Origin of the sequence: Cellulomonas sp. Leaf334 (assembly GCF_001424195.1) — a bacterium.
Taxonomy (GTDB): domain Bacteria; phylum Actinomycetota; class Actinomycetes; order Actinomycetales; family Cellulomonadaceae; genus Cellulomonas.
In genome coordinates this window covers 287,812-310,209 of the sequence record NZ_LMOO01000006.1, presented here as the reverse complement: position 1 = coordinate 310,209, position 22,398 = coordinate 287,812, and the positions used below count along the sequence as shown (strand labels likewise).

The 22,398-nt window shown below is 72.9% G+C and carries 21 protein-coding genes; 7 read left to right on the top strand and 14 right to left on the bottom strand.

What is annotated here, in order from left to right:
• Nucleotides 1-57: 57 nt before the first annotated feature.
• Nucleotides 58-534, bottom strand: a complete 477-nt coding sequence (mraZ, locus tag ASF78_RS16030; protein ID WP_055921977.1) for a division/cell wall cluster transcriptional repressor MraZ — start codon at nucleotides 532-534, stop codon at nucleotides 58-60.
• A 370-nt stretch (nucleotides 535-904) separates the two neighbouring features.
• Between mraZ and ASF78_RS16025 the strand changes: the two genes are divergently transcribed.
• Genes ASF78_RS16025 through ASF78_RS16015 form a run of 3 tightly spaced genes read left to right on the top strand, consistent with a single transcriptional unit; the run spans nucleotide 905 to nucleotide 5,429 of the window.
• Nucleotides 905-1,906: a MoxR family ATPase gene (locus ASF78_RS16025; RefSeq protein ID WP_056591557.1), complete on the top strand. Its 1,002-nt coding sequence runs from the start codon at nucleotides 905-907 to the stop codon at nucleotides 1,904-1,906.
• On the top strand, nucleotides 1,906-3,147 hold the full coding sequence (locus tag ASF78_RS16020; protein ID WP_056591551.1) for a DUF58 domain-containing protein: 1,242 nt from the start codon (nucleotides 1,906-1,908) through the stop codon (nucleotides 3,145-3,147). The genes ASF78_RS16025 and ASF78_RS16020 overlap by 1 nt, the downstream gene beginning before the upstream one ends.
• Before the next feature lie 8 nt (nucleotides 3,148-3,155).
• Complete coding sequence (locus tag ASF78_RS16015; RefSeq protein WP_156374196.1) at nucleotides 3,156-5,429, top strand: DUF3488 and transglutaminase-like domain-containing protein; 2,274 nt, start codon at nucleotides 3,156-3,158, stop codon at nucleotides 5,427-5,429.
• Here the strand turns inward: ASF78_RS16015 and ASF78_RS16010 are convergent.
• The 3 genes from ASF78_RS16010 to ASF78_RS16000 are packed head-to-tail and all read right to left on the bottom strand — an operon-like array spanning nucleotide 5,374 to nucleotide 7,592.
• Complete coding sequence (locus tag ASF78_RS16010) at nucleotides 5,374-5,778, bottom strand: DUF3040 domain-containing protein (RefSeq protein WP_056591545.1); 405 nt, start codon at nucleotides 5,776-5,778, stop codon at nucleotides 5,374-5,376. The two genes, ASF78_RS16015 and ASF78_RS16010, sit on opposite strands and share 56 nt — an antisense overlap.
• 40 nt (nucleotides 5,779-5,818) lie before the next feature.
• Nucleotides 5,819-7,090 carry a DNA polymerase IV gene (locus tag ASF78_RS16005; RefSeq protein ID WP_056591542.1) on the bottom strand — a complete coding sequence of 424 codons (1,272 nt, stop codon included), beginning with the start codon at nucleotides 7,088-7,090 and terminating at the stop codon, nucleotides 5,819-5,821.
• Between the two features lie 43 nt (nucleotides 7,091-7,133).
• The gene (locus tag ASF78_RS16000; RefSeq protein WP_056591539.1) at nucleotides 7,134-7,592 is read right to left on the bottom strand and encodes an SAV_6107 family HEPN domain-containing protein; all 459 of its coding nucleotides are present in this window, start codon (nucleotides 7,590-7,592) and stop codon (nucleotides 7,134-7,136) included.
• A gap of 98 nt (nucleotides 7,593-7,690) precedes the next feature.
• Between ASF78_RS16000 and ASF78_RS15995 the strand changes: the two genes are divergently transcribed.
• Complete coding sequence (locus ASF78_RS15995; protein WP_056591536.1) at nucleotides 7,691-8,569, top strand: spermidine synthase; 879 nt, start codon at nucleotides 7,691-7,693, stop codon at nucleotides 8,567-8,569.
• Between the two features lie 44 nt (nucleotides 8,570-8,613).
• On the opposite strand, the gene ASF78_RS15990 is transcribed toward ASF78_RS15995, so the two are convergent.
• From ASF78_RS15990 to ASF78_RS15970, 5 genes are all read right to left on the bottom strand, one after another.
• The gene (locus ASF78_RS15990) at nucleotides 8,614-8,817 is read right to left on the bottom strand and encodes a cold-shock protein (protein WP_055921997.1); all 204 of its coding nucleotides are present in this window, start codon (nucleotides 8,815-8,817) and stop codon (nucleotides 8,614-8,616) included.
• A 272-nt stretch (nucleotides 8,818-9,089) separates the two neighbouring features.
• Nucleotides 9,090-10,025, bottom strand: coding sequence for a PAC2 family protein (locus ASF78_RS15985; RefSeq protein WP_056591534.1), 936 nt, complete (start codon nucleotides 10,023-10,025; stop codon nucleotides 9,090-9,092).
• Nucleotides 10,026-10,089: 64 nt separating this feature from the next.
• A complete protein-coding gene (locus tag ASF78_RS15980) occupies nucleotides 10,090-10,530 on the bottom strand; it encodes a response regulator (protein WP_082495124.1) in 441 nt (146 codons plus the stop codon).
• 14 nt (nucleotides 10,531-10,544) lie between these two features.
• A complete protein-coding gene (locus tag ASF78_RS15975) occupies nucleotides 10,545-12,116 on the bottom strand; it encodes an ATP-binding protein (protein ID WP_056591796.1) in 1,572 nt (523 codons plus the stop codon).
• Complete coding sequence (locus tag ASF78_RS15970; protein ID WP_156374195.1) at nucleotides 12,113-13,294, bottom strand: PP2C family protein-serine/threonine phosphatase; 1,182 nt, start codon at nucleotides 13,292-13,294, stop codon at nucleotides 12,113-12,115. The genes ASF78_RS15975 and ASF78_RS15970 overlap by 4 nt, the downstream gene beginning before the upstream one ends.
• 253 nt (nucleotides 13,295-13,547) lie before the next feature.
• Between ASF78_RS15970 and ASF78_RS15965 the strand changes: the two genes are divergently transcribed.
• Both ASF78_RS15965 and serA read left to right on the top strand, forming a co-directional pair.
• Nucleotides 13,548-15,776, top strand: a complete 2,229-nt coding sequence (locus ASF78_RS15965) for an AAA family ATPase (RefSeq protein WP_235518651.1) — start codon at nucleotides 13,548-13,550, stop codon at nucleotides 15,774-15,776.
• A 73-nt stretch (nucleotides 15,777-15,849) separates the two neighbouring features.
• The gene (gene serA, locus ASF78_RS15960; RefSeq protein ID WP_056591530.1) at nucleotides 15,850-17,049 is read left to right on the top strand and encodes a phosphoglycerate dehydrogenase; all 1,200 of its coding nucleotides are present in this window, start codon (nucleotides 15,850-15,852) and stop codon (nucleotides 17,047-17,049) included.
• 55 nt (nucleotides 17,050-17,104) lie between these two features.
• Here serA and ASF78_RS15955 read toward each other — a convergent pair whose 3' ends face one another.
• Nucleotides 17,105-17,305 carry a DUF5302 domain-containing protein gene (locus ASF78_RS15955; protein WP_056591528.1) on the bottom strand — a complete coding sequence of 67 codons (201 nt, stop codon included), beginning with the start codon at nucleotides 17,303-17,305 and terminating at the stop codon, nucleotides 17,105-17,107.
• A gap of 113 nt (nucleotides 17,306-17,418) precedes the next feature.
• On the opposite strand from ASF78_RS15955, the gene ASF78_RS15950 reads away from it, so the two are divergent.
• The gene (locus ASF78_RS15950) at nucleotides 17,419-18,441 is read left to right on the top strand and encodes an aldo/keto reductase (RefSeq protein ID WP_235518629.1); all 1,023 of its coding nucleotides are present in this window, start codon (nucleotides 17,419-17,421) and stop codon (nucleotides 18,439-18,441) included.
• Here ASF78_RS15950 and ASF78_RS15945 read toward each other — a convergent pair whose 3' ends face one another.
• The 4 genes from ASF78_RS15945 to ASF78_RS15930 form a co-directional block, all read right to left on the bottom strand.
• Nucleotides 18,442-18,936: a hypothetical protein gene (locus tag ASF78_RS15945; protein WP_056591524.1), complete on the bottom strand. Its 495-nt coding sequence runs from the start codon at nucleotides 18,934-18,936 to the stop codon at nucleotides 18,442-18,444. It abuts the gene before it with no gap.
• Between the two features lie 56 nt (nucleotides 18,937-18,992).
• The gene (locus ASF78_RS15940; RefSeq protein ID WP_056591521.1) at nucleotides 18,993-20,981 is read right to left on the bottom strand and encodes a S9 family peptidase; all 1,989 of its coding nucleotides are present in this window, start codon (nucleotides 20,979-20,981) and stop codon (nucleotides 18,993-18,995) included.
• Between the two features lie 55 nt (nucleotides 20,982-21,036).
• Nucleotides 21,037-21,549 carry a transcriptional regulator NrdR gene (nrdR, locus tag ASF78_RS15935; protein WP_056591786.1) on the bottom strand — a complete coding sequence of 171 codons (513 nt, stop codon included), beginning with the start codon at nucleotides 21,547-21,549 and terminating at the stop codon, nucleotides 21,037-21,039.
• Nucleotides 21,550-21,987: 438 nt separating this feature from the next.
• Entirely contained in the window at nucleotides 21,988-22,386 is a 399-nt protein-coding gene (locus tag ASF78_RS15930) for a LysM peptidoglycan-binding domain-containing protein (protein WP_056591518.1), read from the bottom strand.
• Nucleotides 22,387-22,398: the final 12 nt, after the last annotated feature.

Genomic DNA, 22,398 nt, shown 5'->3' with positions numbered 1-22,398 from the left:
AGTGCGCCAGAGTTTCGGGAGGAGGTCTTGCCGGGCGGTGCGTGCGGGGTCTGCTCTCTAGAACGGGCCGTTCGGGAAGACCTCCTCCGCGGTGTCGGCGTACCCGGCCTCCTGCTCGGCCAGGTACGTCTCCCACGCGGTGAGGTCCCAGATCTCGACCCGGGTACCGGTGCCGATGACGGCGACGTCGCGCTCCAGCCCCGCGTACTTGCGGAGCATCGGCGGGATGGAGATGCGTCCCTGCTTGTCGGGCAGCTCGTCACTGGCACCGGACAGGAAGACGCGGAGGTAGTCGCGAGCCTGACGGCTGGTCACGGGGGCCTGCCGGAGCTGGTCGTGCATGCGCTGGAACTCCTGCATCGGGAGCAGGAAGAGGCAGCGCTCCTGGCCGCGGGTCATGACCAGACCCGGGGCGAGCTGACCGCGGAACTTGGCCGGGAGGATGAGCCGGCCCTTCTCGTCGAGACGCGGGGTGTACGTGCCCAGGAAGGGCGCGAAGGAGCCGAAGACGCCGGCGGACGACTCATGCGTCACCCCGCCTCCCTCCGGTTCCTCGGTACTCCCTCAGGTGCGGGTTTTCCCCTCCTCACCACGTGCCTCCACGCTACTCCACTTCCCTCCACCAGCAACCGGAAGGATCCACTATTCACCCGATCGTAGGGCTATAACTGCAGGTCACAGCGGTGGTGCAGAGTGGAGGGAGATTCCGTGAACGCCACGCACCGGGGCGTGTCGAACCGCAGTTCAGAGGCCAGATCCAGGAGCGATCGGACGAATCCCCCACGTTTCGCGGGCGTCTGCGGCTGGGCCGCGCGGGTGGTGGAGCGAAGTGGGGGTCCGATGGGCGATGAACTCCTGCCGCCCGCCCTTTACGATCGGACCCAGATCCGCCAAAGGAGGCGTCATGCTGCAGGCCGTCCCGTCCTCGAGCGAGCTCGAGGACGTCGTCGACACCACCCACCGGATGCGCACGGCCGTGGAGGGCGTCGTCACCGGCCGACCCGAGCTCGTCCGGGTCACCGTCGCCGTGCTGCTCGCCGAGGGGCACCTGCTCCTGGAGGACGTGCCCGGGGTCGGGAAGACCACGCTCGCCAAGGCGCTCGCCAAGACGATCGACTGCACCGTCGGGCGGATCCAGTTCACGCCCGACCTGCTGCCGTCGGACCTCACCGGCGTCAACATCTTCCGGTCGCAGACGCACGAGTTCGAGTTCCGGCCCGGGCCCGTCTTCGCGCACGTCGTCATCGGCGACGAGATCAACCGCGCGTCGCCCAAGACGCAGTCGGCGCTGCTCGAGTGCATGCAGGAGGCGCAGGCCACCGTCGACGGCCGCACCTACCCGCTGCCGCGGCCGTTCCTGGTCGTCGCCACGCAGAACCCCGTCGAGATGGAGGGCACCTACCCTCTGCCCGAGGCGCAGCGGGACCGGTTCATGGCTCGCCTGACGGTGGGCTACCCGAGCATCGAGTCCGAGCTCGACATGCTCGACCTGCAGGAGACCTCCGACCCGCTCGACACCCTGCGACCGGTGACGGACGCCGCGCAGGTCAAGGAGCTCATCGAGACCACACGCCGGCTCTTCGCAGCACCGGGCATCAAGAGGTACGTGGTCGACCTGGTGACCGCGACCCGCGAGGACCCGGGCCTGCGTCTCGGTGCGTCCCCCCGAGCGGCGATCCAGCTGCTGCGGGCCGCCAAGGCGCTGGCCGCGATGGACGGTCGCGACCACGTGCTGCCCGACGACGTCCAGCAGCTCGGCGTGCCCGTGCTCGCCCACCGGCTCCTGCCCAGCACCGAGTCCCGCCTGTCCGGGCGCAGCACCTCCGACATCGTCACCGACATCCTCGACAGGGTCCCGCTCCCGTCCGCGGCGGCCACCGCGCGCTCGCGTCGCGCGATCGGCTGATGCGCCTTCGTCCGACGCCTCGCGGTCTCGCCCTCGGGATCGCGGGCATCGTCGCGCTGCAGCTCGGCGTCGTGCTCGGGGCGGTCGACCTGGTCCGCATCGGCACGCTCGCGCTGCTGCTCGTCGTGGGCGCGGCCGTCGCCGTCGGGGTGCTCGACCCGGGCCGGGGCAAGCACCGGCTCAGCGTGCTGCGGCACGCCGTCCCGAACCCCGTCCACGCGGGTGAGGAGGCGCAGATCGAGGTCGTGATCACGGCGACCGACCCCGCCGCCCGCGTCCGGCTGGCCGGGCTGAAGTTCGCGGAGCAGGCGGCCACCGAGCTGTCCGGCGGCCGGCCGCTGCGTGCGCGGGTGACCCGTGCCCCGCGTCGCGTCACCGTGACGTACTCGGTGCAGGCCGCCCGCCGCGGTCGCTGGCCCCTGGGTCCGCTCGTCGTGACCCGTGGCGACCCGTTCGGCGTCGTGCGCACCTCCGCGACCCTCGGCGAGCAGGCCGAGGTCTCGGTGTGGCCGGCGGTCGTCCCGCTGCCCACCCCGAGCGACGTGCTGGTCGGCGAGCCCGACCGCGTCGCCCTGGGTGCGCGGAGCCCGTCGACCGACGACGCCTCCCTGCGCGACTACCGCGAGGGTGACGACCTGCGCCGCGTGCACTGGAGCAGCAGCGCCCGCAAGGGCGCCCTCATGGTCCGGTCCGACGAGCGCGCCGGGATGCGCCCCGTCTCGGTGCTCCTGGACCTGCCTGCCCGCGCGACGAGCCTGGAGTGGTCGATCTCCCTGGCCGCGTCCATGTCGCTGGCCATGCTCGACGGCGGGCACCCCGTCCGCCTGGTCAGCGGTGGGACCGCAGCGGCGTCCCCGCTCGGCTTCGTCCACGACCGCTCCGGCCCCGGCGCACGCAGCGCCCTGCTCGACCGCACCATCGACCTCGAGGCGCCCCGCTCGGCCGTCCAGGGCGAGGCCGCGCTGGTCTCAGCCGCGCACCTCCTGCACACCACGGAGGCAGGCGGCGAGATCGTCCTCGCGGTGCTGGGACCGCTCGGAGCCTCGGCACGGGCCGCTCTCGCCCACGTCGCCGACAACGCCCTCGCCTGGGCCGTCGTCCGCGCCGACACCCCGGCGCAGGAGGCGGAGGCCGAGCACACCATCAAGGCGCTGCGCCGCGCCGGCTGGCGGGCGTGCCGGGTGACACCCGGCGAACCGGTCGTCGACTGCTGGTTGCGCCTCCTGGGGTCGGCCCAGTGACCGGCCGCGTGCAACGCATCCCCCGCGGCCCCCGGTCCGCCCTCGGGTCGGCCCTGTGCGCCGCCGCGACCTGCGCGAGCCTGTTCGCGCTCACCGGCCTGATCGTGCGCGGCGGCTGGCTCGTCGCGACCTGGCTGGTCGTCCTCGTCGTCGCCGCCGTCGTGATCGGCGTCCGCGCCGTGACCCGCTCCTGGTGGGCCCCCACGCTCGCCGGCACGATCGTCTCCGCCGGCATCGTCCTCGTCCGGTACGGAGCTCCTCCCGGGCGCCTCCAGGTGCTGCCCGACGCGGACTCGCTGGACCGGACCCTGGCGACCGCGCGCGAGGGTGTCACGGTCATCAACGCGTCCCTGGTGCCGATGGTCGGCGTGCGCCCCACCGAGCTCCTGGTCGTCGTCGGCGCCGTCGCGGTCTTCCTGCTGGCCGACCTCCTCGCGATCGGTCTCGGCACGCCGGCGCTGTCCGGCCTCGCGTTCGCCGCCCTGTGGACCCCCGCGATCATCCTCGGCTTCCCCGCGAGCGGCTGGTCGATCGCCTGGACCAGCCTGTTCTACCTGCTCCTGCTCGCCCTCAGCGCCGCGCCCCCGTCGGCGCACAGCGACCGGGGGCGACGGGCCGGCGTCGCGGTGCTCTGCTCGGTGTCCCTGATCGTGGCCACGCTCATCGCCGGACCAGCGGTCGCCGCGTTCCCCGGCTGGGCGACCATGAGCATGCCCAGCTTCGGCACCGGTCCCGTCGGACCCATGTCCCTGAGCGACGACCTCGACCTGCGCGAGAGCCTGGGCACCCGGTCGGGGCAGGTCGTGCTGCGCTACTCCGTCACGCCGGTCGAGGCCGACCCGCAGGCGGACCCCGCCCCCTCGCCCAGCGCATCGACCGCCCCGGCGGTCTCGGCCAACGACGTCGGGCCGCTGCGCGCCTTCACGCTCACCACGTTCGACGGCAACTCCTGGGATCGCGCCGACTCGCTCGAGCTGACGTCGTGGGATCCCGCGACGCTCCTCGCGTCCGACCCGGAGATCCGGGGATCGGCACCCGACGCGCAGCGCGGCTCGCTCGCGAACGTCCAGGTGGAGGTCGCCAACCTGCGCGAACGCCGTCTGCCCCTGAGCACCTTCCCGCGCACCGTCGACGTCAGCGGCGGGTGGGAGTACGACCCCGTCCGCGACGAGGTGGTCGGCCGGCGCGGCACGTTCGACGGCATGACGTACGGGATGCAGGTCGAGATCCCGTCGCTCACGAAGGAGGACCTCGCGGACGCCGAGGTGGGCGACCCCGGCGACGACGGACTGTCGCTCGAGGTGTCCAGCACCAGCCACTCGGAGGACGTCGCCGAGGCGGCGCAAGAGATCACCGCCGATGCCACGACCCCGTACGAGCAGGCGATGGCGCTCCAGACGTTCTTCCGCGCCGGGACGAACTTCACGTACGACACCCGCGTGGCACCGTCCCGGTCCGACGACGCCGTCTGGGACTTCCTGCAGTCCACCCGCGGGTACTGCGTGCAGTTCGCCACCTCGATGGCGATCATGGCTCGGACGCTCGACATCCCCGCCCGCGTCGCCGTCGGGTTCCTGCCCGGCGAGTCCGACCGCAACGGCAGCTACGTCGTCTCCGGCCAGCGGTCCCACGCGTGGCCGGAGCTGTACTTCGAGGACTACGGATGGGTCCGGTTCGAGCCCACCCCCGCCGTGCAGACGAGCGCACCCCCGCGCTGGGCCGACCCGTTCACCGGCGTGTCCGCGCCCGACAGCCGGCCAGACGAGGCCATCCCGCTGCCGGCATCCAGCGCCACGTCGACGAGCGCTCCGGGAGGACAGTCGTCCTCGACCGGCACGCAGGACGAGGAGCAGGGCTGGCTGCCGGTCGCGATCACGGTCGCGATCGTGCTCGCCGTCGCCTCGCTCGGTCTGGCGCTCGTCCGGCGCCGCAGCATGCTGCGCGCCGACCTGACACCCGAGCGTGCGTGGCTGCGCGCCCGACGGCGGCTCGGTTCCCGAGGCGTCACCTGGACGGATGCCGACTCACCGCGCACCGTCGTCGCGTCGGTGCACGAGCAGCTGCGGCAGGCGGCAGGAGCCCCGCTGACCGGGACGTCCGCCGAGGCGCTGGAGTCGTTGGCCAGGACCGTCGAGCGCGAGCGCTACGCGCGGGTCCAGCCTGAGGTGGACCCCGCCGTCCTGGCCGGGTGGGTCGACGAGATGATGAGCGGGGTCGAGACCCTGCTCAGCGACCGCTCTCGCCGCGGCGCCGTTCCCAGCGCTCCTCGAGACGAGACATGAAGCTCGACTTCTGACGGGCCGACGGCGTCGTCGGCTTGACCTGACCGTCGCTCTGCACGACCCCGCGCGGCCCGGACCGGTGACCCGACGAGCGGTGCGGTGCGGCGAACGCGAAGGCCACGGCAGCGAACATCACGACGAAGCCGATGACACCGAGCCACGGAAGGCTGTTCGCGGCGCCGAGCACGAGAAGGAGCAGACCGACGGACGCACCGACTCCCGCGATGACGTACCGGCCGAACGGGCGGTGCCCGCGCTGGGTCAGCGTGTTCGCGAGCCGAGGATCGTCAGAGGTCAACTGCCGTTCCATCTGCTCGAGCACGCGCTGCTCGTACTCGGAGAGAGGCATCCTGACCCCCGTTGTCAGCTATGTGGACCTGTCTTCCGGCTCAGGATAGATCCGCCGGAACGATGGTGGTAGTCGAGCGGGAGGATACTCCACCTGGCTGAGAGGCTCCGGCCCCGATCGGACCACTCTCGAACCCCTCGTCCAGCTCGCCCAGGGCGCGTTCCGCGTCCCACCAGGCCCGCACAGGCACGTCCGACGCCTCGTCGGGCGTGGGCTGCCGGATGCTCGTCGGCGCGCGGGACAACCCGTCGGCGCGCACCCCGACGAGCCGGACGTGCGCACCCCGCAGGTCGACGCCGGCCACCAGTCCGCGGGCCGCGAGGAACAGCTCCCGACCGATGTCCGTCGGCGTCACGAGACTGCGCGACCGGGTGAGCGTGCGCCGGTCGGTGGTGCGGATCTTCACGGTGATCGTGCGGCTGACCAGGCCGTTCGCACGCAACCGGACCGCGCACCGGTCCGCCAGCTCATGGGCCTTCTCCTCCACCGCGGCGAGGTCCGCCACCGGCGTCCCGAAGGACTCCTCAGCGTCGATCGACCCCACGTCGCGACCCGGGCTGACCGGCCGCGGGTCCCTCCCCCACGCCAGGTCGACCAGGTGCGCGCCCGCCACCCGACCCACCGCGTGCTGGACGACGGACACGTCGGCGTCGGCCAGCTCCGCGACCGTCCTGATCCCCCGACCCGCCAGAGCGGTCTCCGCCTTTTCACCCACGCTCAAGAGCGCCCCGACGGGCAGGTCCCGCAGGAAGTCGACGGTCGCCGCGCGAGGGACCAGGAGGACGCCGTCAGGTTTGGCACGACCGGACGCGAGCCGGGCGACGAGCTTGGTCGATCCGATCCCGACGGAGCAGGTGAGGCCGAACTGCTCCCGGACCTGTCGACGGATCAGGTCGGCGATGACGGTGGGTGGTCCCCATCGGCGGCGCGCTCCCGCCACGTCCAGGAAGGCCCCGTCGACACCGACCTGCTCGACCAGTGCGGTGACGTCCCCGAGGACCCTCATGACGCCCGCGGACACCTCGCGGTACGCGTGGTGGTCCGGCGGGACAACCACGGCCTGCGGGCACTGCAGCAACGCCGTCGCCATCGGTGTCTCCGGGTGCACGCCGAACGCCCTCGCCTCGTACGTCGCCGCGACGACGACACCGGTGGCGCTGCCGACGACGACCGGCAGCCCACGCAGCTGCGGCCGGCGAGCGAGCTCCACCGAGGCGACGAAAGCGTCCAGGTCGACGTGCAGGATCGAGCAGCCGGCCTCCTCGTGACCGCGGTCCTGCTCGGTCCGTGCCGACCGGGGTGCACGGTTCATGGCGTCGCGGGGTCGTCCGACCCACGTGGTCCGTCGTCGGTGCTCATGACGCCCGCTGGACGCGCATGCTCAGCGTCCGCCCGACGACAGCGCCCGCGCCGCCGTGCACGAGATCGCGTGCCGCGTCGACGAAGTCCTCCGCCGCGCACACCGCCTCCTCGGCCCGCGCCGGACCGACGAGCTCGAACCGTCCGGCGTCCACCGCCGCGCGCAGGGCCGCGGACTCCGCGAAGTACGTCGACCAGGAGCCCAGCTCCGGGGCGACCACGCCGAGCATGCTCCAGACGGTGCGCGGCGCCCGGCGTCCGGACGGCGTCCCCCGGGCGGCGACCACCGCGGCCCCGGCGCGCAGGGCAGCGAGGTGCGCGTGCGAGAGCTGCTCCCACGGCTCGGACGAGAACTGCGCGGCCACCAGCTCGGCGTCGGCACGGCCGAGCAGCTCGCCGACACGCGCGGGCAGGGGTGCCGCGGTCGAGTCGTGCTGCTCGGTCTGCTGGCGCATCTCGCCGGCCCCTCTCTCCGCTGTGAACTCCGTCCCACCAGTATCGAACAGGTGTTCGATGGCGTCAAGCCTCCCGCCCGCGCCGTAGCGTGGGAGCCATGGCTGCCCGCGACCGTCCCGCCCGACGCAGCCCAGACTCGCACCGACCACCCACACGCACCCCGGCCCGCGGGCTCTGGCCCACCGGCCCGGTGGCGATCCCGACCGGCACCGTCGAGCTGGTCCGCGACCTCGACGATCCCGACGGTGTCACCGTCCTGGTCAACGGCGTGCCGAGCTCGTACGTCGACCTGGTCGACCCGACCCGGCTCGTGTTCGAGTACATGCAGCAGATGGCGGCCGTCATCGACCGGCTCGGCGACACCGGCGGACCGCTGGACGTCGTCCACCTCGGCGCGGCAGGGTGCGCCCTGGCACGCGCGGTCGACGCGACGCGCCCCGGGTCACGGCAGCTGGCGGTCGAGCTGGACACCGCGCTGCCGGAGCTGGTGCGGGGCTGGTTCGACCTGCCGCGCTCCCCCGCGCTGCGGATCCGGGCGGGCGACGCCCGGGCGGAGCTGTCGAGGCTGCCCGACGCGTCCGCGGACGTGGTCGTCCGCGACGTCTTCGCCGGCGACGTCACCCCCGACCACGTCCGCACGCGGGAGATGGTCGCGCAGGTCGTGCGGGTGCTCCGCCCCGGCGGCGTCTACCTCGTCAACTGTGCCGACCGACCGCCGCTCGCGGGTGCGAAGGCGGAGGGCGCCACGCTCCGGGACGCGTTCGCCGACGTGGCCGTCATCGCGGAGCCGGGGCTCCTGCGCGGCCGCGGCTACGGCAACGTCGTCCTGGTGGCCACCGACGACCTCGACCTCCTGGGCTCGCCGCCCCTCGCCCGCGCCGTCCGCAGCCTCCCCGCGCCCGCTCGCCTGCTGCACGGCGCCGAGGTCACGGCGTTCGTGGGGAACGCCGCACCCCTGCGGGACCCGGAGGCATGACGAAGGGCCGCACCCGGAACGGGTACGGCCCTTCGGACGTCAGCTCAGATCGGGCGGACGCTCTCGGCCTGCGGCCCCTTGGCGCCCTGCGTGATCTCGAACTCGACGCGCTGGCCCTCGTCGAGGCTGCGGTAGCCCGAGGAGTCGATCGCGGAGTAGTGGACGAAGACGTCGGCACCGCCGCCGTCCTGGGCGATGAACCCGAAGCCCTTCTCAGCGTTGAACCACTTGACAGCACCCTGTGCCATGTTCGTTTCCTTCTGTCCCACCGGTGACGGCGCGGACCTTCTGCCTACGCCGTGCCGCAATGCCTCACGTCCTGCACCGGGTGGCCCAGCCGAGGACGACTGGTCGGTACCGACCCCCGGGCCGTGGCCCGGCTGACGGCGCCTGTCGAGCGAGCCGGTCAAGCGAGTACGTCACTGCAACGTGTGCATCCTTCCATCGGGCACGTGACCCGCGCCACGCTTTCGCCCTTCCGGCTCACACGGTTTGACAACGATCCGGTAAAGGTCCGGTCTCAGGCGGGACCGCTGTCGTCGCCCTGCTGCGCCAGGAACCGCTCGAACTCGGCTCCCAGCTCGTCGGCGGTCGGCAGCTCGGTCGAACCCGCGAGCAGGCTCGTGCGCCCGATGTTGCGGGTGAACGAGTCGTACTGCTCCTCGAGCGCGTGCACGACGGCCGCGACGTCCTCCGAACCCGTCACCTGCCGGTCGATCTCCTGCATCGCCTCGTCCGCCGCCGCGGTCAGCGCCGCGACCTGCAGGTCGAGACCCGTCGCGCGCTCGACGTTGGACAGCGCCGCCTGGCTCGCCTGAGGGAAGGCCGACTGCGCGAGGTAGTGCGGGACGTGCACGGCGAACCCGACGGCGTCGTGGCCCGACTGGCCCAGGCGCAGCTCGAGCAGCGCGCTCGCGCTGGCGGGGACCTGGACGGTGCCGAACCACGACGTGTGGTCGGCGACGAGCTCGGGCCGGGTGGCGTGCGCCGTGACCGACAACGGGCGCGTGTGCGGGATGCCCATGGGGATGCCGTGCAGGCCGACCGTGAGCGGCACGTCGAACCGCTCCACGATCTGCCGGACCGCGGCCACGTACCGCTCCCACTGCACGTCGGGCTCGACGCCGTGCAGGAGCAGGAACGGAACTCCCGCGGCGTCCTGCACCAGGTCGACGACGAGCTCGGGCTCGGCGTACGACGCCCACGTCGTCTGGTCGAACGTCATCACGGGTCGTCGCGACCGGTAGTCCAGCAGCTGGTCGACGTCGAAGGTCGCCAGGCGCGTCGTCGGCAACTCGTCGACCAGGTGCTCGGCGGCCAGCTGGCCGGCGTTGCCCGCGTCCACGAACCCGCGCACCGCGTGCACGAGGACGGGACCGGCGCCGTTCACCGTCCGCGCCTCGACCTGGGCGGCGACCTCGGGGTCGACGTCGTAGATCTCGCTCGGGTTCAGCATGGGTGTGCGCTCACTTCCGTCCGGGTTACCGGGACAACGCCCACCCGCCACGAGTTCTTCCCGGTCAGCGACCTGGAAGTCGCACCACTTCCACGAAGAACTCGTCGATCTGGCGGACGACCTCGATGAACCGGTCGAAGTCGACCGGCTTGGTGACGTAGGCGTTGGCGTGCAGCGAGTAGCTGCGGACCACGTCCTCCTCCGCCTCCGAGGTGGTCAGCACGACGACCGGGATCGACCGCAGGTTGGCGTCCGCCTTGAGAGCCTGCAGGACCTCGCGGCCGTCCATGCGCGGCAGGTTGAGGTCGAGCAGGACCAGGTCGGGCGTCGGGGCGTCCACGTGCTCGCCCTCCTTGCGGAGGAACTCGAGGGCGCTCACGCCGTCCGAGACCACGGAGAGGCGGTTCCGGAGCTTGTTGTCCTCGAACGCCTCCCGCGTCATGAGCACGTCGCCCGGGTCGTCCTCGACAAGGAGCACGTCGATGATCTTGGTGCTGTTCGGCACGAGCTGGTCTCCGTTCAGGGGGTGTGGTCGTCGGCAGCGGGGAGGGTCCAGTGGATGCTGGTGCCCTCGCCGTCGGGCTGCTCGATCCAGATGCGACCGCCGTGGAACTCGACGATCTTCTTGCACAACGAGAGCCCGATGCCGGTGCCCTCGTAGATGTCCTTGGCGTGCAGTCGCTGGAAGATGACGAACACCCGTTCCGCGTACTGCTGGTCGATGCCGATGCCGTTGTCTCGACACTCGAGCTCCCAGGAGTCTGCCACGCGACGCCCGCTGAGGTGCACGGTCGGGGGCCGTGACGGGTCGCGGAACTTGATCGCGTTCCCGACCAGGTTCTGGAAGAGCTGGACCAGCAGCGGGCGCTCGCCGCGCACCGTCGGCAGCTCGTCGTGCGTGACGACCGCCCCGGACTCCGCGACGGACTCGCTGAGGTTGTCCAGGGCCGTCGCAAGAGCGTCCGCAAGGTCGACGTCGCTGACCTCGCCGCCCACCCGTCCCACGCGGGAGAAGCCGAGGAGGTCCTGGATGAGCTGCTGCATGCGCTTGGCGCCGTCGACCGCGAAGGCGATGTACTGGTCGGCGCGCTCGTCCATCTGCCCGCCGTAGCGCTTCTGCAGGAGCTGCGTGAAGCTCGCGATCTTGCGCAGCGGCTCCTGCAGGTCGTGCGACGCGACGTACGCGAACTGCTCCAGGTCGCGGTTGGACCGGCGCAGCTCCTCGGCCTGCTCGGTGAGCAGCTCGTGGGCCAGGGCGATCTCCGCGCGCGACGACTCCAGCACCTGCACCTGGTCGACGAGCGCGACGCGCATCCGCTCGACGTCGTCCGCGAGCGAGGCGATCTCGCCCGGGCCGACCGACGCGACGGGATGCCGCAGGTCGCCCGACGAGACCGCGCGCGCGTCGGCGGCGAGCGAGTCGAGCGGCTCGAGGATCCAGCGCCGGAGCGTGACCCACAGGGCGATGCCCAGCGCGACCGCCGCGAGGACGAGCAGCACCACGGTCCCGGCGGCCACGTACGTCCACACCCCGAGCTCGCCGACCGCGTCGGCGCGCCGTTCGCGCAGGAGCTCGATGTAGTCCTCCGCTGCCGCGCGCGCCTCGTCGAAGAGCACCCGGCCCTGCTCGATCTCCTCCGTCGTGATCGCCCCGACGCCGCCCGTGCGGACCTCCTCCATGACCGGGATGGCGAACTCCTCGTTCCACCGCCGGCCGGCGTCCGCGGCCGCCTGCGCCGCCGCCGTCAGCTCCTCGTCGCCGCCCTCCGCCTCGCGCGCGGCGAGCGTGCGGAACGAGAGGTCGTCGGCCGCGGACCGTTCGTACGGCTCGAGCGTGACGGGGTCCCCGGTCAGGGCGAACCCGCGCACCGCGGTCTCGGCGTCGACGAGCTGGATGAACGCACCGTCGGCCTCCGTGATCGCGCTGAAGTACCTCTCGGTGACCGCCTCCTGGAGGTCCACCAGCCGGACGAGGACCAGCACCGTGCCGAGGACGACGACCAGGAGGGCGACGCCGGACGCGATGATCACGGTCCGCAGCCGACGGCGCAGCGTCGAGGAACGCCGCGCGGGCGTCGGGGCTGCGGTCACGCGCGCCACCCGAGGACGACGACGGCGGCGTCGTCGACCAGGTCGCCGCCGTGGAGCTCGCGGACGTCGTGCAGGACGCGCTCGACGAGGTCGCCCTGGGCCGCGACCGCTCCGTCGACGATGCGCAGGAGGCCGGTCTTGCCCAGGCGGTCGGACCCGCCGCCGATGGTCGCCTCGAGGACGCCGTCGGTGTACAGCAGGATGCGCCAGGAGGGTTCGAGCTCGAGCCGCACGGGCGCCCAGCCCCCGGGGACGGGGATACCGAGGGCGCGGCCTCGCCCGTGGGTAGGCAGGAGCGCCGACGGCTCGCCGAGGAGCAGCGGCACGGGATGGCCGGCGAGGTAGAGGTCGACCGAGCTCCGGTCCGCGGTGACGTCGAGCATCGAGACGGTCGTGAAGATCTCGGGCCGGGCGCGCTCCGAGATCAGGACGCGTTCGAGCAGGCCGAAGAGGTCGACCGTCGGCACCTCGGCGAGCACCAGCGTCCGCCACGCGGTGCGCAGCGTCGCCCCGAGCGCCGCCTCGTCGGGCCCGTGCCCGCAGACGTCGCCCACGAGCGCGAGGACCGAGCCGTCGGGCCGCTCGACGACGTCGTAGAAGTCGCCGCCGAGCACGCCGTCACGGCCTGCGCGGTACCCGACGCGCACCTCGAGCTGCTGGTCGACGACCGAGGGCGTCGGCAGCAGGGCGCGCTCGAGCCGGTTGACCTCCTCGGCGCGCACGAGGCTGCGGTAGAGGGCGCGGTCGGTGTCCTCGAGACGGCGACGTTGGATGGCGTAGCGCACGGAGCGACCGAGCGTCTCGCCGTCGACCTCTCCCTTGACCAGGTAGTCCTGGGCTCCCGCGGCGACGGCCGCGAGCCCGATGTCGGTGCCGGCCAGGCCGGTGAGCACGACGACGGCGGGTGCGTCGGCGGCCAGCAGGCGCTCGAGCGCGGCGATGCCCATCGCGTCGGGCAGCCCGAGGTCCAGCAGGACGAGGTCGACGTGGAGCCGGTCGATGGCTTCGTCGAGCGTGCGGACCCAGAGCAGGTCGACATCGAGGCCCGCGTCCGCGAGGTGCTCACGGACGAGGATGGCGTCGCCCTCGTCGTCCTCGACGAGCAGCAGCCGGACAGGTGCGGAGTTCGTCACCGTGCCGCGGCGGATGTCGTCGGGGGCGGTGCGTGCGTCGCTCAACGGGCCTCTCCTCCCGACGGTTCACCTGCCGCTTCCTGACAGGACACCCGAATCGTAGGGGTCGCAAACCGCTGTCGCGCGCCATCTCACCCGGTCGGCGGGAGGGCCCACCCGGTCGGCTGCGTGCGACGGGGCCGCGGAGGTCGGATAATGGACGGCCGCTCCGAGCGTCGCGCCGTCCCTCGACGCACGCCGGGCGGAGGTACGCGTGGCCGGTGTCCCCGGCGGAACGGAGATCGCCCAGGTGGCAGGCATGGACAACGAGCTGGCCGTCGAGCAGGGCGTCGTCGACCAGCTGTACGGCCGGCTCGACGACCTGCGCGCACAGACGCGGGCGCGTCTGGCGGACGTCCGGCGGGAGGGCCCGTCGGGCTCGCCCCAGAACCGCAGCGAGCGGGACGCGTTCGCGACCCTCTACGAGGACCGGATCGCGCAGCTCGAGGCCGTCGAGGAGCGTCTCGTCTTCGGACGGCTCGACCTGGACGACGACAGCCGCCGCTACATCGGCCGTCTCGGCCTCACGGACACCGAGCAGACCCAGCTGCTCACCGACTGGCGCGCACCCGCGGCGCAGGCGTTCTACCGGGCCACCGCGGCGCACCCCGACGGCGTCGTGCGTCGCCGGCACGTGGTCACCCGCGGACGGACGGTGACGAGCGTGGAGGACGAGGTGCTCGACCTCGACCTGCTGACCGGGGACGCGGGAGAGCGCCTGAGCGGGCTGTCCGGCGAGGGCGCGCTCCTGGCCGGGCTGGCCGCGGGCCGCACCGGCCGGATGGGCGACATCGTCGCGACGATCCAGGGCGAGCAGGACGCGATCATCCGCTCGGAGCTCGGCGGCGCGCTCGTCGTCCAGGGCGGCCCGGGTACCGGCAAGACGGCCGTGGCCCTGCACCGCGCGGCGTTCCTGCTCTACGCGCACCGCCGCCTCCTGGAACGCTCGGGCGTCCTGCTGGTGGGCCCGAGCCGTACGTTCCTGCGCTACATCGACCAGGTGCTGCCGTCCCTGGGCGAGACGGGCGTGGTCACCACGACCGTCGCGGAGCTGTACCCCGGCATCCAGGCGACGGCCACGGAGGACGAGGCCGTCGCGGAGCTCAAGGGCCGCGCCCTGTGGGGCAGCGTGATCGCGCGTGCCGTGCGCGACCGCGAGCGGATCCCTGCGCAGCCGGTCCACGTGCGCGTCGACGGCCACGACCTCGTCATCCGGCCGAACGACGTCGCGTCGGCGATGGCCCGCGCCCGGCGCAACCACAAGCCGCACAACCAGGCCCGTGTCTCGTTCGTCCGGGACATGCTGAGCAGGTTGGCCGAGCAGTACGTGCAGCAGCTCGGCCAGGAGGTCCCCGCCGACGAGCGCAGCGAGATCATCGAGGAGCTGCGCACGACGCGGGAGATCCGGGTCGCGCTCAACCTGGCTTGGATGCCGATCACACCCCAGAAGCTCGTCTCCGACCTCTGGTCCAAGCCGCACCGGCTCGCGTCCGCGGCACCGCAGCTCAGCCCGCAGCAGCGGGCGATGCTGGTCCGGGAGCCGGACGCACCCTGGACGCCCGCGGACGTCCCGATCCTCGACGAGGCGGCCGAGCTGCTCGGGGAGGACGACCAGGCCGCCCGGGCCGAGGCGCGCGCCGCGACCGAGCGGCGCGCCTCCGAGCTGGCGTACGCCCGGCAGGTGCTCGAGTCGACGGGCAGCGGCGGGATGGTCTCCGCGGAGATGCTCGCGGACCGGTTCGCGACGACCGGGCCGACCCTGACGACGGCCGAGCGGGCCGCGGCCGACCGGTCGTGGACCTACGGCCACGTGGTGGTGGACGAGGCGCAGGAGCTCTCGGCCATGGCATGGCGGTCCTTGCTGCGGCGCGTGCCGACGAGGTCGCTGACGATCGTCGGCGACGTCGCCCAGACCACCGCGACCGCCGGGGCGCGCAGCTGGGCGGCCCAGCTGGACCCCGTGCTGCGGTCGTCGTGGCGGCTCAACGAGCTGACCGTGAACTACCGGACCCCGGCCGAGGTCGCCGACACGGCCCGGCGGGTGGCCGTCGCGGCGCACCTGCCCGTGAGCCCGCTGACCTCGGCGCGCGAGGTGGACGACTCGCTGGTGGTGACACAGGTCCAGGACTTCCCCGCGGCGGTCGCCGAGACGACCGGAAAGCTCGTCGCCGAGGTCACCGATGCCACAGGTGCCGGGCGGATCGCGGTGATCGCCGTGGACGCGCGCCTCGACGCGATCGGCACCGCCCTGCGGGAGGCCGGGCTGCGCCCCGCGCTCGGCACCGGCTCGAGCGCGGCCGACCTCGACGCCCCGCTCGTGGTGCTCAGCCCGCGCGAGGCCAAGGGCCTGGAGTTCGACGTCGTCGTGCTGGTCGAGCCGGCCGAGGTGATCGAGGCCAGCGCCGGTGACCTGTACGTCGCCATGACCCGGCCCACCCGTGCACTCCACGTCCTCCACGAGCGCCCGCTGCCGGCAGGGTGGCGCTGAGCAGCAGGTCCCGCGCGTGTCCGAGGGCCGGACCGCTGTAGGCCTGGGGGTCCCGGGGGCGCACCATAGGGGCGTGCTGAAGGCCCTGCTGCTCGAGAACCTCCACCCCCAGGCTCGCTCGATCCTCGAGACGGCCGGCTTCGACGTGACGACCCGCACCGGGGCGCTCGACGAGACCGAGCTCGTCGAGGCGCTCGACGGCGTGCACCTGCTGGGGATCCGCTCCAAGACGCACGTCACCGCGGAGGTGCTCGCGGCGTCCCCGTCCCTCGTGGCGATCGGGGCCTACTGCATCGGCACCAACCAGATCGACCTCGCCGAGGCGGCGGCGCGCGGCGTCGCGACGTTCAACGCGCCGTTCTCCAACACGCGCTCGGTGGTGGAGATCGCGATCGCGGACATCATCTCGCTGACGCGCCGTCAGACCGAGCTCGACCGGGCCATGCACGACGGCATCTGGAACAAGTCGGCGACGGGTGCGCACGAGATCCGCGGCCGCACGCTCGGCATCATCGGCTACGGCAACATCGGGACCCAGCTCTCCGTGCTGGCGGAGAACCTCGGCATGTCGGTCGTGTTCTACGACACCGCCGAGAAGCTGGCCCTCGGCAACGCCCGCCGCATGAGCACGCTCGACGAGCTGCTGGAGACGGCCGACATCGTCACGCTGCACGTCGACGGCCGCAGCGGGAACGCCGGGCTCTTCGGGGCGAAGCAGTTCGCTCGGATGCGCCCGGGCGCCGTGTTCCTCAACCTCTCGCGCGGGTTCGTCGTCGACTACGCCGCCCTGCGGGACGCGATCGTCGCCGGGCACGTGGCCGGGGCGGCCGTCGACGTGTTCCCCGTCGAGCCGAAGCGCAAGGGCGACCCGTTCGAGTCCGAGCTGCGCGGCCTGGCCAACGTGATCCTCACGCCGCACACCGGCGGGTCCACGGAGGAGGCGCAGGAGGCCATCGGCCAGTTCGTGTCGAACAAGGTGCGTGACTACCTGGCGACCGGGTCCACGACCCTGAGCGTCAACCTGCCGAACCTCGCGCTCGAGCAGCAGCCCGGCGTGCACCGCCTCGCCTACCTGCACCGCAACGTGCCCGGGGTGCTGGCTGCGGTCAACGCGACGCTCGCCGAGCACGGCGTGAACATCGAGGGTCAGCTCCTGGCGACCCGTGGCGAGCTCGGCTACGTGGTCACGGACGCCGGCGCACGCGTCGACCCCGCGGTCGTCGAGGCGCTCTCGAACCGCCCCGAGTCCGTGCGCCTGCGCCTGCTCTCCTGACGCACCGCTGAGGGCCCCGACCAGCACCCTGGTCGGGGCCCTCAGTCGTGCGGGCTCAGGCGGAGCCGGACTTGCGCTGGAAGCGACGCTGCGACGGACCGGCGGTCTCCGAACCGTGCACCTGACCGGTGTTGGTGGTGCCGTCCGCGGTGCGGTGCTGGTTCGACTTCTTGCGCTCGAGCGCCTCGCGGAACTTCGCCTTCGTGTCGTCGCTCACCGCCGCCTCCGTGGTCGCCTTGTCGTCGTCCTGGGCCATGGGGGTCTCCTTCGATGCTGTGTGCCGTCGGACGTCTGCGCCCGCGACCTGCTCAGCCTTGCCGACTCGGGGCCGCGGCGCCACCTCTTCTCATGCCGGGTAGCGTCGGGACGGTGTCGTCGGCCCCTGCTCTCCCCCACCGTCGCGCCGGTGGGCTGTCCTGGCCCGTCGTCTCCCTGGGCCTCTGGCAGAACTTCGGTGCGGCGACGCCGTTCGCGGACCAGCGCGCCCTCGTCCTGCACGCCGTCGACCGCGGAGTCGTGCACCTCGACCTCGCCAACAACTACGGCCCGCCGCCGTTCGCCGCGGAGGAGTCGGTCGGCCGGCTGCTCGCCGGCGACCTGCGGGGGCACCGCGACGAGCTGCTTGTCACCACGAAGGCGGGCTACCGCGCGTGGCCCGGGCCGTACGGCGAGCACGGCTCGGCGAAGTACCTGCGCGCCTCCCTCGACGAGTCGCTGCGCCGGCTGGGGGTCGACTGCGTCGACGTCTTCTACAGCCACCGGTTCGACCCGAGCACTCCCCTGGAGGAGACCCTCGGCGCGCTCGACCGTGCGGTGCGGTCGGGCAAGGCCCGCTACGCAGGGATCTCGTCGTACTCCGCGGACCGTACGGTCGAGGCGCTCTCCGTCGCCCGGTCCCTCGGGCTGCGCCTCGCTGTGCACCAGCCCGCCTACTCGATGCTCAACCGGTGGGTCGAGCAGCCGGGCGCCGACGGTCGGTCGCTGCTGGACGTGGCCGACGACGCGGAGCTGGCCGTCGTCGCGTTCTCGCCCCTCGGGCAGGGCATGCTCAGCACGCGCTACCTGGACGGGGTCCCCACCGACTCCCGAGCAGCGCGCGGCGGACCGCTGCGCACCGAGTGGCTCACCGACGAGGTGCTCGACCACGTGCGGGCGCTCGACGCGGTCGCACGGGCCGGCGGACGGACCCTGCCGCAGCTCGCCCTCGCCTGGGTGCTGCGCGACCCGCGCGTGACGTCCGTCCTGGTCGGGGCCCGCACCACCGACCAGCTCGACGAGAACCTCGCCGCCGTCGCCCTCCCGCCACTGAGCGACGACGAGCTCGCCGCGATCGAGCCGCACGCCGTCGACGCCGGCATCAACCTGTGGGGCGTCCGGTCGAGCGACCGCTGATCAGCCCGCCGTGCGCTCCCAGCGGGCGATCGAGGCGAACTCACCGAACGCCGGGAACGGCTCCCGCAGCTCGGGGTGGTCGGCCGGGTCGAACGTCGACTCCGTGACCGTGCGCGTCGGGTCGTCACGCGTGTACGCCTCCGTCCGGAGCAGGCCGGCCGGGTTCGTGACGACCCACTCCTGGGCCACGATGGTCCGCTGGTCGACGATCTCGCGCACGAACGTCTGCTCCAGCCAGAGCCCGTCACCGTCGGGGTGGGCGGTGAAGACATAGGTCGACACGTCGCGGCGCTCCTCGTCGAGGAAGAACACCGTCACCACGGGCGGTCGCTGCACGACGTCGAGTGCAGCGACGGGACGTCCGTCCTCGGAGATCATCGCGGCGTACATCTCGCGCGCCTCGTGCCGCGCCCGCGCCTGGTCCTCGGTGAGATCCTCTCCGAACGTGCCCAGGTACCGGTGCCAGAGGGTCCCGTACGTCACGGTCGTGCTCATCAGGGGTAGACCTCTCCAGCCCGAGCTGCCCGGGAGTGCCGTCGAGCGACCGCCGCTCACCCCGTGACAGGCAGGTGCGTCGACCACCACCGCAGCACGTGCTCGAAGCGGACCGCACGGTGCTTCGGGTTGCCCGACCGCGTGAGCTCGTGCCCCTCGCCGGGGAACAGCAGCAGCTCCGCGTGCACCCCGCGCCGCTTCAGCTCGACGAACCAGCGCTGACCCTGCTCGACCGGGCACCGCCAGTCCTGCTCCGAGTGGATGACGAGGGTGGGTGTGCGGACCCGTCCGACGTGCACCATCGGCGACTGCGCGGCCAGCGCCTCCGGCTCGTCGGCGTCGTCCCCGAGGTACTCCAGCCCGAAGAACCAGCCGATGTCGCTGGACCCGACGAAGCTGATCGGGTCGAGGAACCCGCGCTCGACGATCGCCGCGACGAACCGGTCGGTGCGCGTCGTCAGCCACGCGGTCAGGTAGCCGCCGTAGGAACCGCCCATGACCCCGACACGCTCCGCGTCCAGCGCGGGATCCTCGAGCGCGGCGCCGAGCAGGGCGAGCACGTCGTCGGTGTCGACGGTCCCCATGGCCCGGTGGATCGCGAGCCCGTGCGCCCGCCCGTACCCGGAGGAGCCGCGCGGGTTGCCCAGCACGACGGCGTACCCGGCCTCGGCCAGCACCTGCACCTCGTCGAAGAGTCCGTGCGTGTACTGCGCGAACGGACCGCCGTGGATCATGAGGATCGTCGGGTGCGGTCCGGCGCCGTAGCGCTCGGCGTCCGGCGTGACCACCCAGCCGTGCACCGCGTAGCCGTCCGGGGCCGTCGTGACGAGCTCGACCGGGGTCCTCGTCCGCCCGGTCGAGCGGAGCGCGGCCGAGAGGTCGGTGCGCGCCTCGATCGCGTCCGAGGACACGTCGACCCGGAAGACGTCACCGGCCGAGGTCGGCGTCGCCGCCGTCACCACGACGTGCCCGGACCCGGGTGCGACGGCCGCGCCGGACACGACGTGCGTGCCTCCGACGAGCGTGGTCGCGGTGCCGTCCGCCCTGACCCGGACCAGGTGTGCGGCGCCGCGACGCTCGACGACGACCACCGCGTCCCCGTCGAGCTCCGCCACGATCGCCGTCACCTGGTCCTCGTCCGGATCCGTCAGGCGCTCGGGCACGGCGTCGGTGCGGTCGAGAGCCAACCGGTAGAGACCCGTCTGCGTGGCGACGAAGTCACGGCCCGTCGGCCCGAGGTCGCTCGCGAGGATCCACAGGGTGCTGCCGTCGGCGGACGGGAGCACGGCGTCGACGCCGAGCGTGCTGTCCGCGTCGGCGTCCGTCACCGGCACCGGGGTGCCCGCACCGCCGGTCGGCGAGGCATCGACACGCACCGCGTCGCTGCGCAGGTCGGACTCGCGCGCGGCGTGCCGGGCCGAGACGCCCACCAGGGCGTCACCCGACGGCAGCCACCGCACACCGCTCACGCCGACGTCGCCGGCGGTCAACGGCACCGGCTCGGACAGCACGGACGGACGATCGCCGTCGACCGGGACGTCCACGACGAACACGTGCTGAGGGCGGTCCCGGAAGAAGCCCACGCCGTCCGACCGGTACTTCAGCTCGGTGATGTGCCGCGGGTCCTCGTTCCCGGGCTTGCCGTCCGCGGCGTACCGACCCTCCTCCGGCACCCGCGCCACGTACGCGATGCGCGTCCCGTCCGGGGAGAACCGGGGCTCGGACGCGCCCAGGGGCGCTTCGGTGAGCCGGATGGGCTCGCCGCCGGTCGACTCGACCACGTGCACCTGGGGTTTGCCCTCGGGCTCTGCCCGCAGGAACGCTACCCATCGGCCGTCCGGGCTCACCTCCGGCGCGGTGTCGCGGTGACCGCGGGTCAGCACGCGCGGCTCGTCGCCGCCCTCGAGATCGACGGACCACAGCTGGCCGACGTACTCGTCGGACGTCAGGTCGGGCCGGACGACCGACACGACGGCGCGGGTGCCGTCGGCCAGGACCGTCGGCGCACCGGGAACACGGAGGAGCTCGAGATCGGAAGGACGCACCCGACGAACCTACGTGGTGGCGGCGACACGTGCAGCCGTCGGCGGGACGTGCCGCTCAGGTGGTGCGGATGTCCTCGCCGGTCGGCGAGGACTCGTCTTCGGCACCCTCGCCCGGCTCGGAGTCGCGCTCGGCGCGCAGCACCGTGATCGCCGCCTCGAAGTCCTCGAGGGAGTCGAACGCCTGGTAGACGCTCGCGAACCGCAGGTACGCGACCTCGTCCAGCTCCCGCAGCGGACCGAGGATCGCGAGACCGATCTCGTAGGCGTCGATCTCTGCCGAGCCGGCTCCGCGGAGCGTCTCCTCGACCTTCTGGGCGAGCAGCGCCAGGTCGTCCTCGCTCACGGGTCGCCCCTGGCAGGCCTTCCGGACGCCACCGGCGATCTTCTCCCGGCTGAACGGCTCGGTGGCCCCGGAGCGCTTCACGACCGACAGGCTGGCCGTCTCGACCGTGGTGAAGCGACGGTTGCAGTGCGGGCACTGTCGGCGCCGCCGGATGGTGGACCCGTCGTCCGAGGTCCGCGAGTCGACGACCCGGGAGTCCGGGTGGCGGCAGAACGGACAGTGCACGGTGTCCCCCTTCGTGCTGGCGCGTCGACGCCGCGACATCTGGCCAGACGTCTGTCGGTGGCGATCGGGTCGAGAACGCCCCCGTGACGCTAGGCCACCCGTCCCGGCGTCGCAAGGCGCCTCGTCGAGAGCCTGTGGACCGCTTTCGATCTGCCCCCGGACCGTCTTCGGTCCGCTCTCGGTCCGTCCTGCGTCGAGGTCGCCGGCGTCGGTCGCACATGGCGCGAGCCGGACGCACGAGAGCGGCCACCCGAAGATGGCCGCTCTCGCGGGGACGCCCCCGTCCCAGGTCACGGGCCGACTCGCCTCGGCGCCGCGCTGTACTGCGGTGAGCTCGAGAGCCCACACCCCCGGCAAGCCCCCCAGCTCACCTTGTGAGGTAAGGCTAACCTAGCCCCCGGCTCATCGGATGGCAACCCGCGGCAGCGGTCCCGGGACTCAGCCAGCGGGGACGACGATCACCTGACCGGCCATGAGACCGGCTTCGGGGAGCTCGTTCAGGCGGACCAGATCCACCACCACGTCCCGGACGTCCTGCGACGGGGCAGCCACCGACTCGGCGATCTGCCACAGCGTCTCCCCCGGCTGCACGACGTGCCGCACGACCTCCTGGGCGGCGACGGGGCCGTCGGCGGAGGCCTGGCTCCCGACGAGCGTGACGAGCGCGACGGCGACCGCAGCGAGGATCCACAGCACGGCACGACCCCGGGCGGTGAGCCGGAGGTGCGCGTCGGCCGACACGGTCCGCACAGGTGCGGACGCCGGACGTGACACCCGGTTCGGCACCCGGTCCGACACCCTGTTCGGCATCGCCGGCCCCATGACCATCGCGCTCATCACGTCCCTCGT

Excerpts from the sequence above, each read along its gene's own strand:
- ASF78_RS16025 (WP_056591557.1), top strand. The coding sequence starts at position 905 with ATGCTGCAGGCCGTCCCGTCCTCGAGCGAGCTCGAGGACGTCGTCGAC.
- ASF78_RS16020 (WP_056591551.1), top strand. The coding sequence starts at position 1,906 with ATGCGCCTTCGTCCGACGCCTCGCGGTCTCGCCCTCGGGATCGCGGGC.
- ASF78_RS16010 (WP_056591545.1), bottom strand. The coding sequence starts at position 5,778 with ATGCCTCTCTCCGAGTACGAGCAGCGCGTGCTCGAGCAGATGGAACGG.
- ASF78_RS16005 (WP_056591542.1), bottom strand. The coding sequence starts at position 7,090 with ATGAACCGTGCACCCCGGTCGGCACGGACCGAGCAGGACCGCGGTCAC.
- ASF78_RS16000 (WP_056591539.1), bottom strand. The coding sequence starts at position 7,592 with ATGCGCCAGCAGACCGAGCAGCACGACTCGACCGCGGCACCCCTGCCC.
- ASF78_RS15995 (WP_056591536.1), top strand. The coding sequence starts at position 7,691 with ATGGCTGCCCGCGACCGTCCCGCCCGACGCAGCCCAGACTCGCACCGA.
- ASF78_RS15990 (WP_055921997.1), bottom strand. The coding sequence starts at position 8,817 with ATGGCACAGGGTGCTGTCAAGTGGTTCAACGCTGAGAAGGGCTTCGGG.
- ASF78_RS15985 (WP_056591534.1), bottom strand. The coding sequence starts at position 10,025 with ATGCTGAACCCGAGCGAGATCTACGACGTCGACCCCGAGGTCGCCGCC.
- ASF78_RS15965 (WP_235518651.1), top strand. The coding sequence starts at position 13,548 with ATGGACAACGAGCTGGCCGTCGAGCAGGGCGTCGTCGACCAGCTGTAC.
- ASF78_RS15955 (WP_056591528.1), bottom strand. The coding sequence starts at position 17,305 with ATGGCCCAGGACGACGACAAGGCGACCACGGAGGCGGCGGTGAGCGAC.
- ASF78_RS15945 (WP_056591524.1), bottom strand. The coding sequence starts at position 18,936 with ATGAGCACGACCGTGACGTACGGGACCCTCTGGCACCGGTACCTGGGC.
- ASF78_RS15930 (WP_056591518.1), bottom strand. The coding sequence starts at position 22,386 with ATGAGCGCGATGGTCATGGGGCCGGCGATGCCGAACAGGGTGTCGGAC.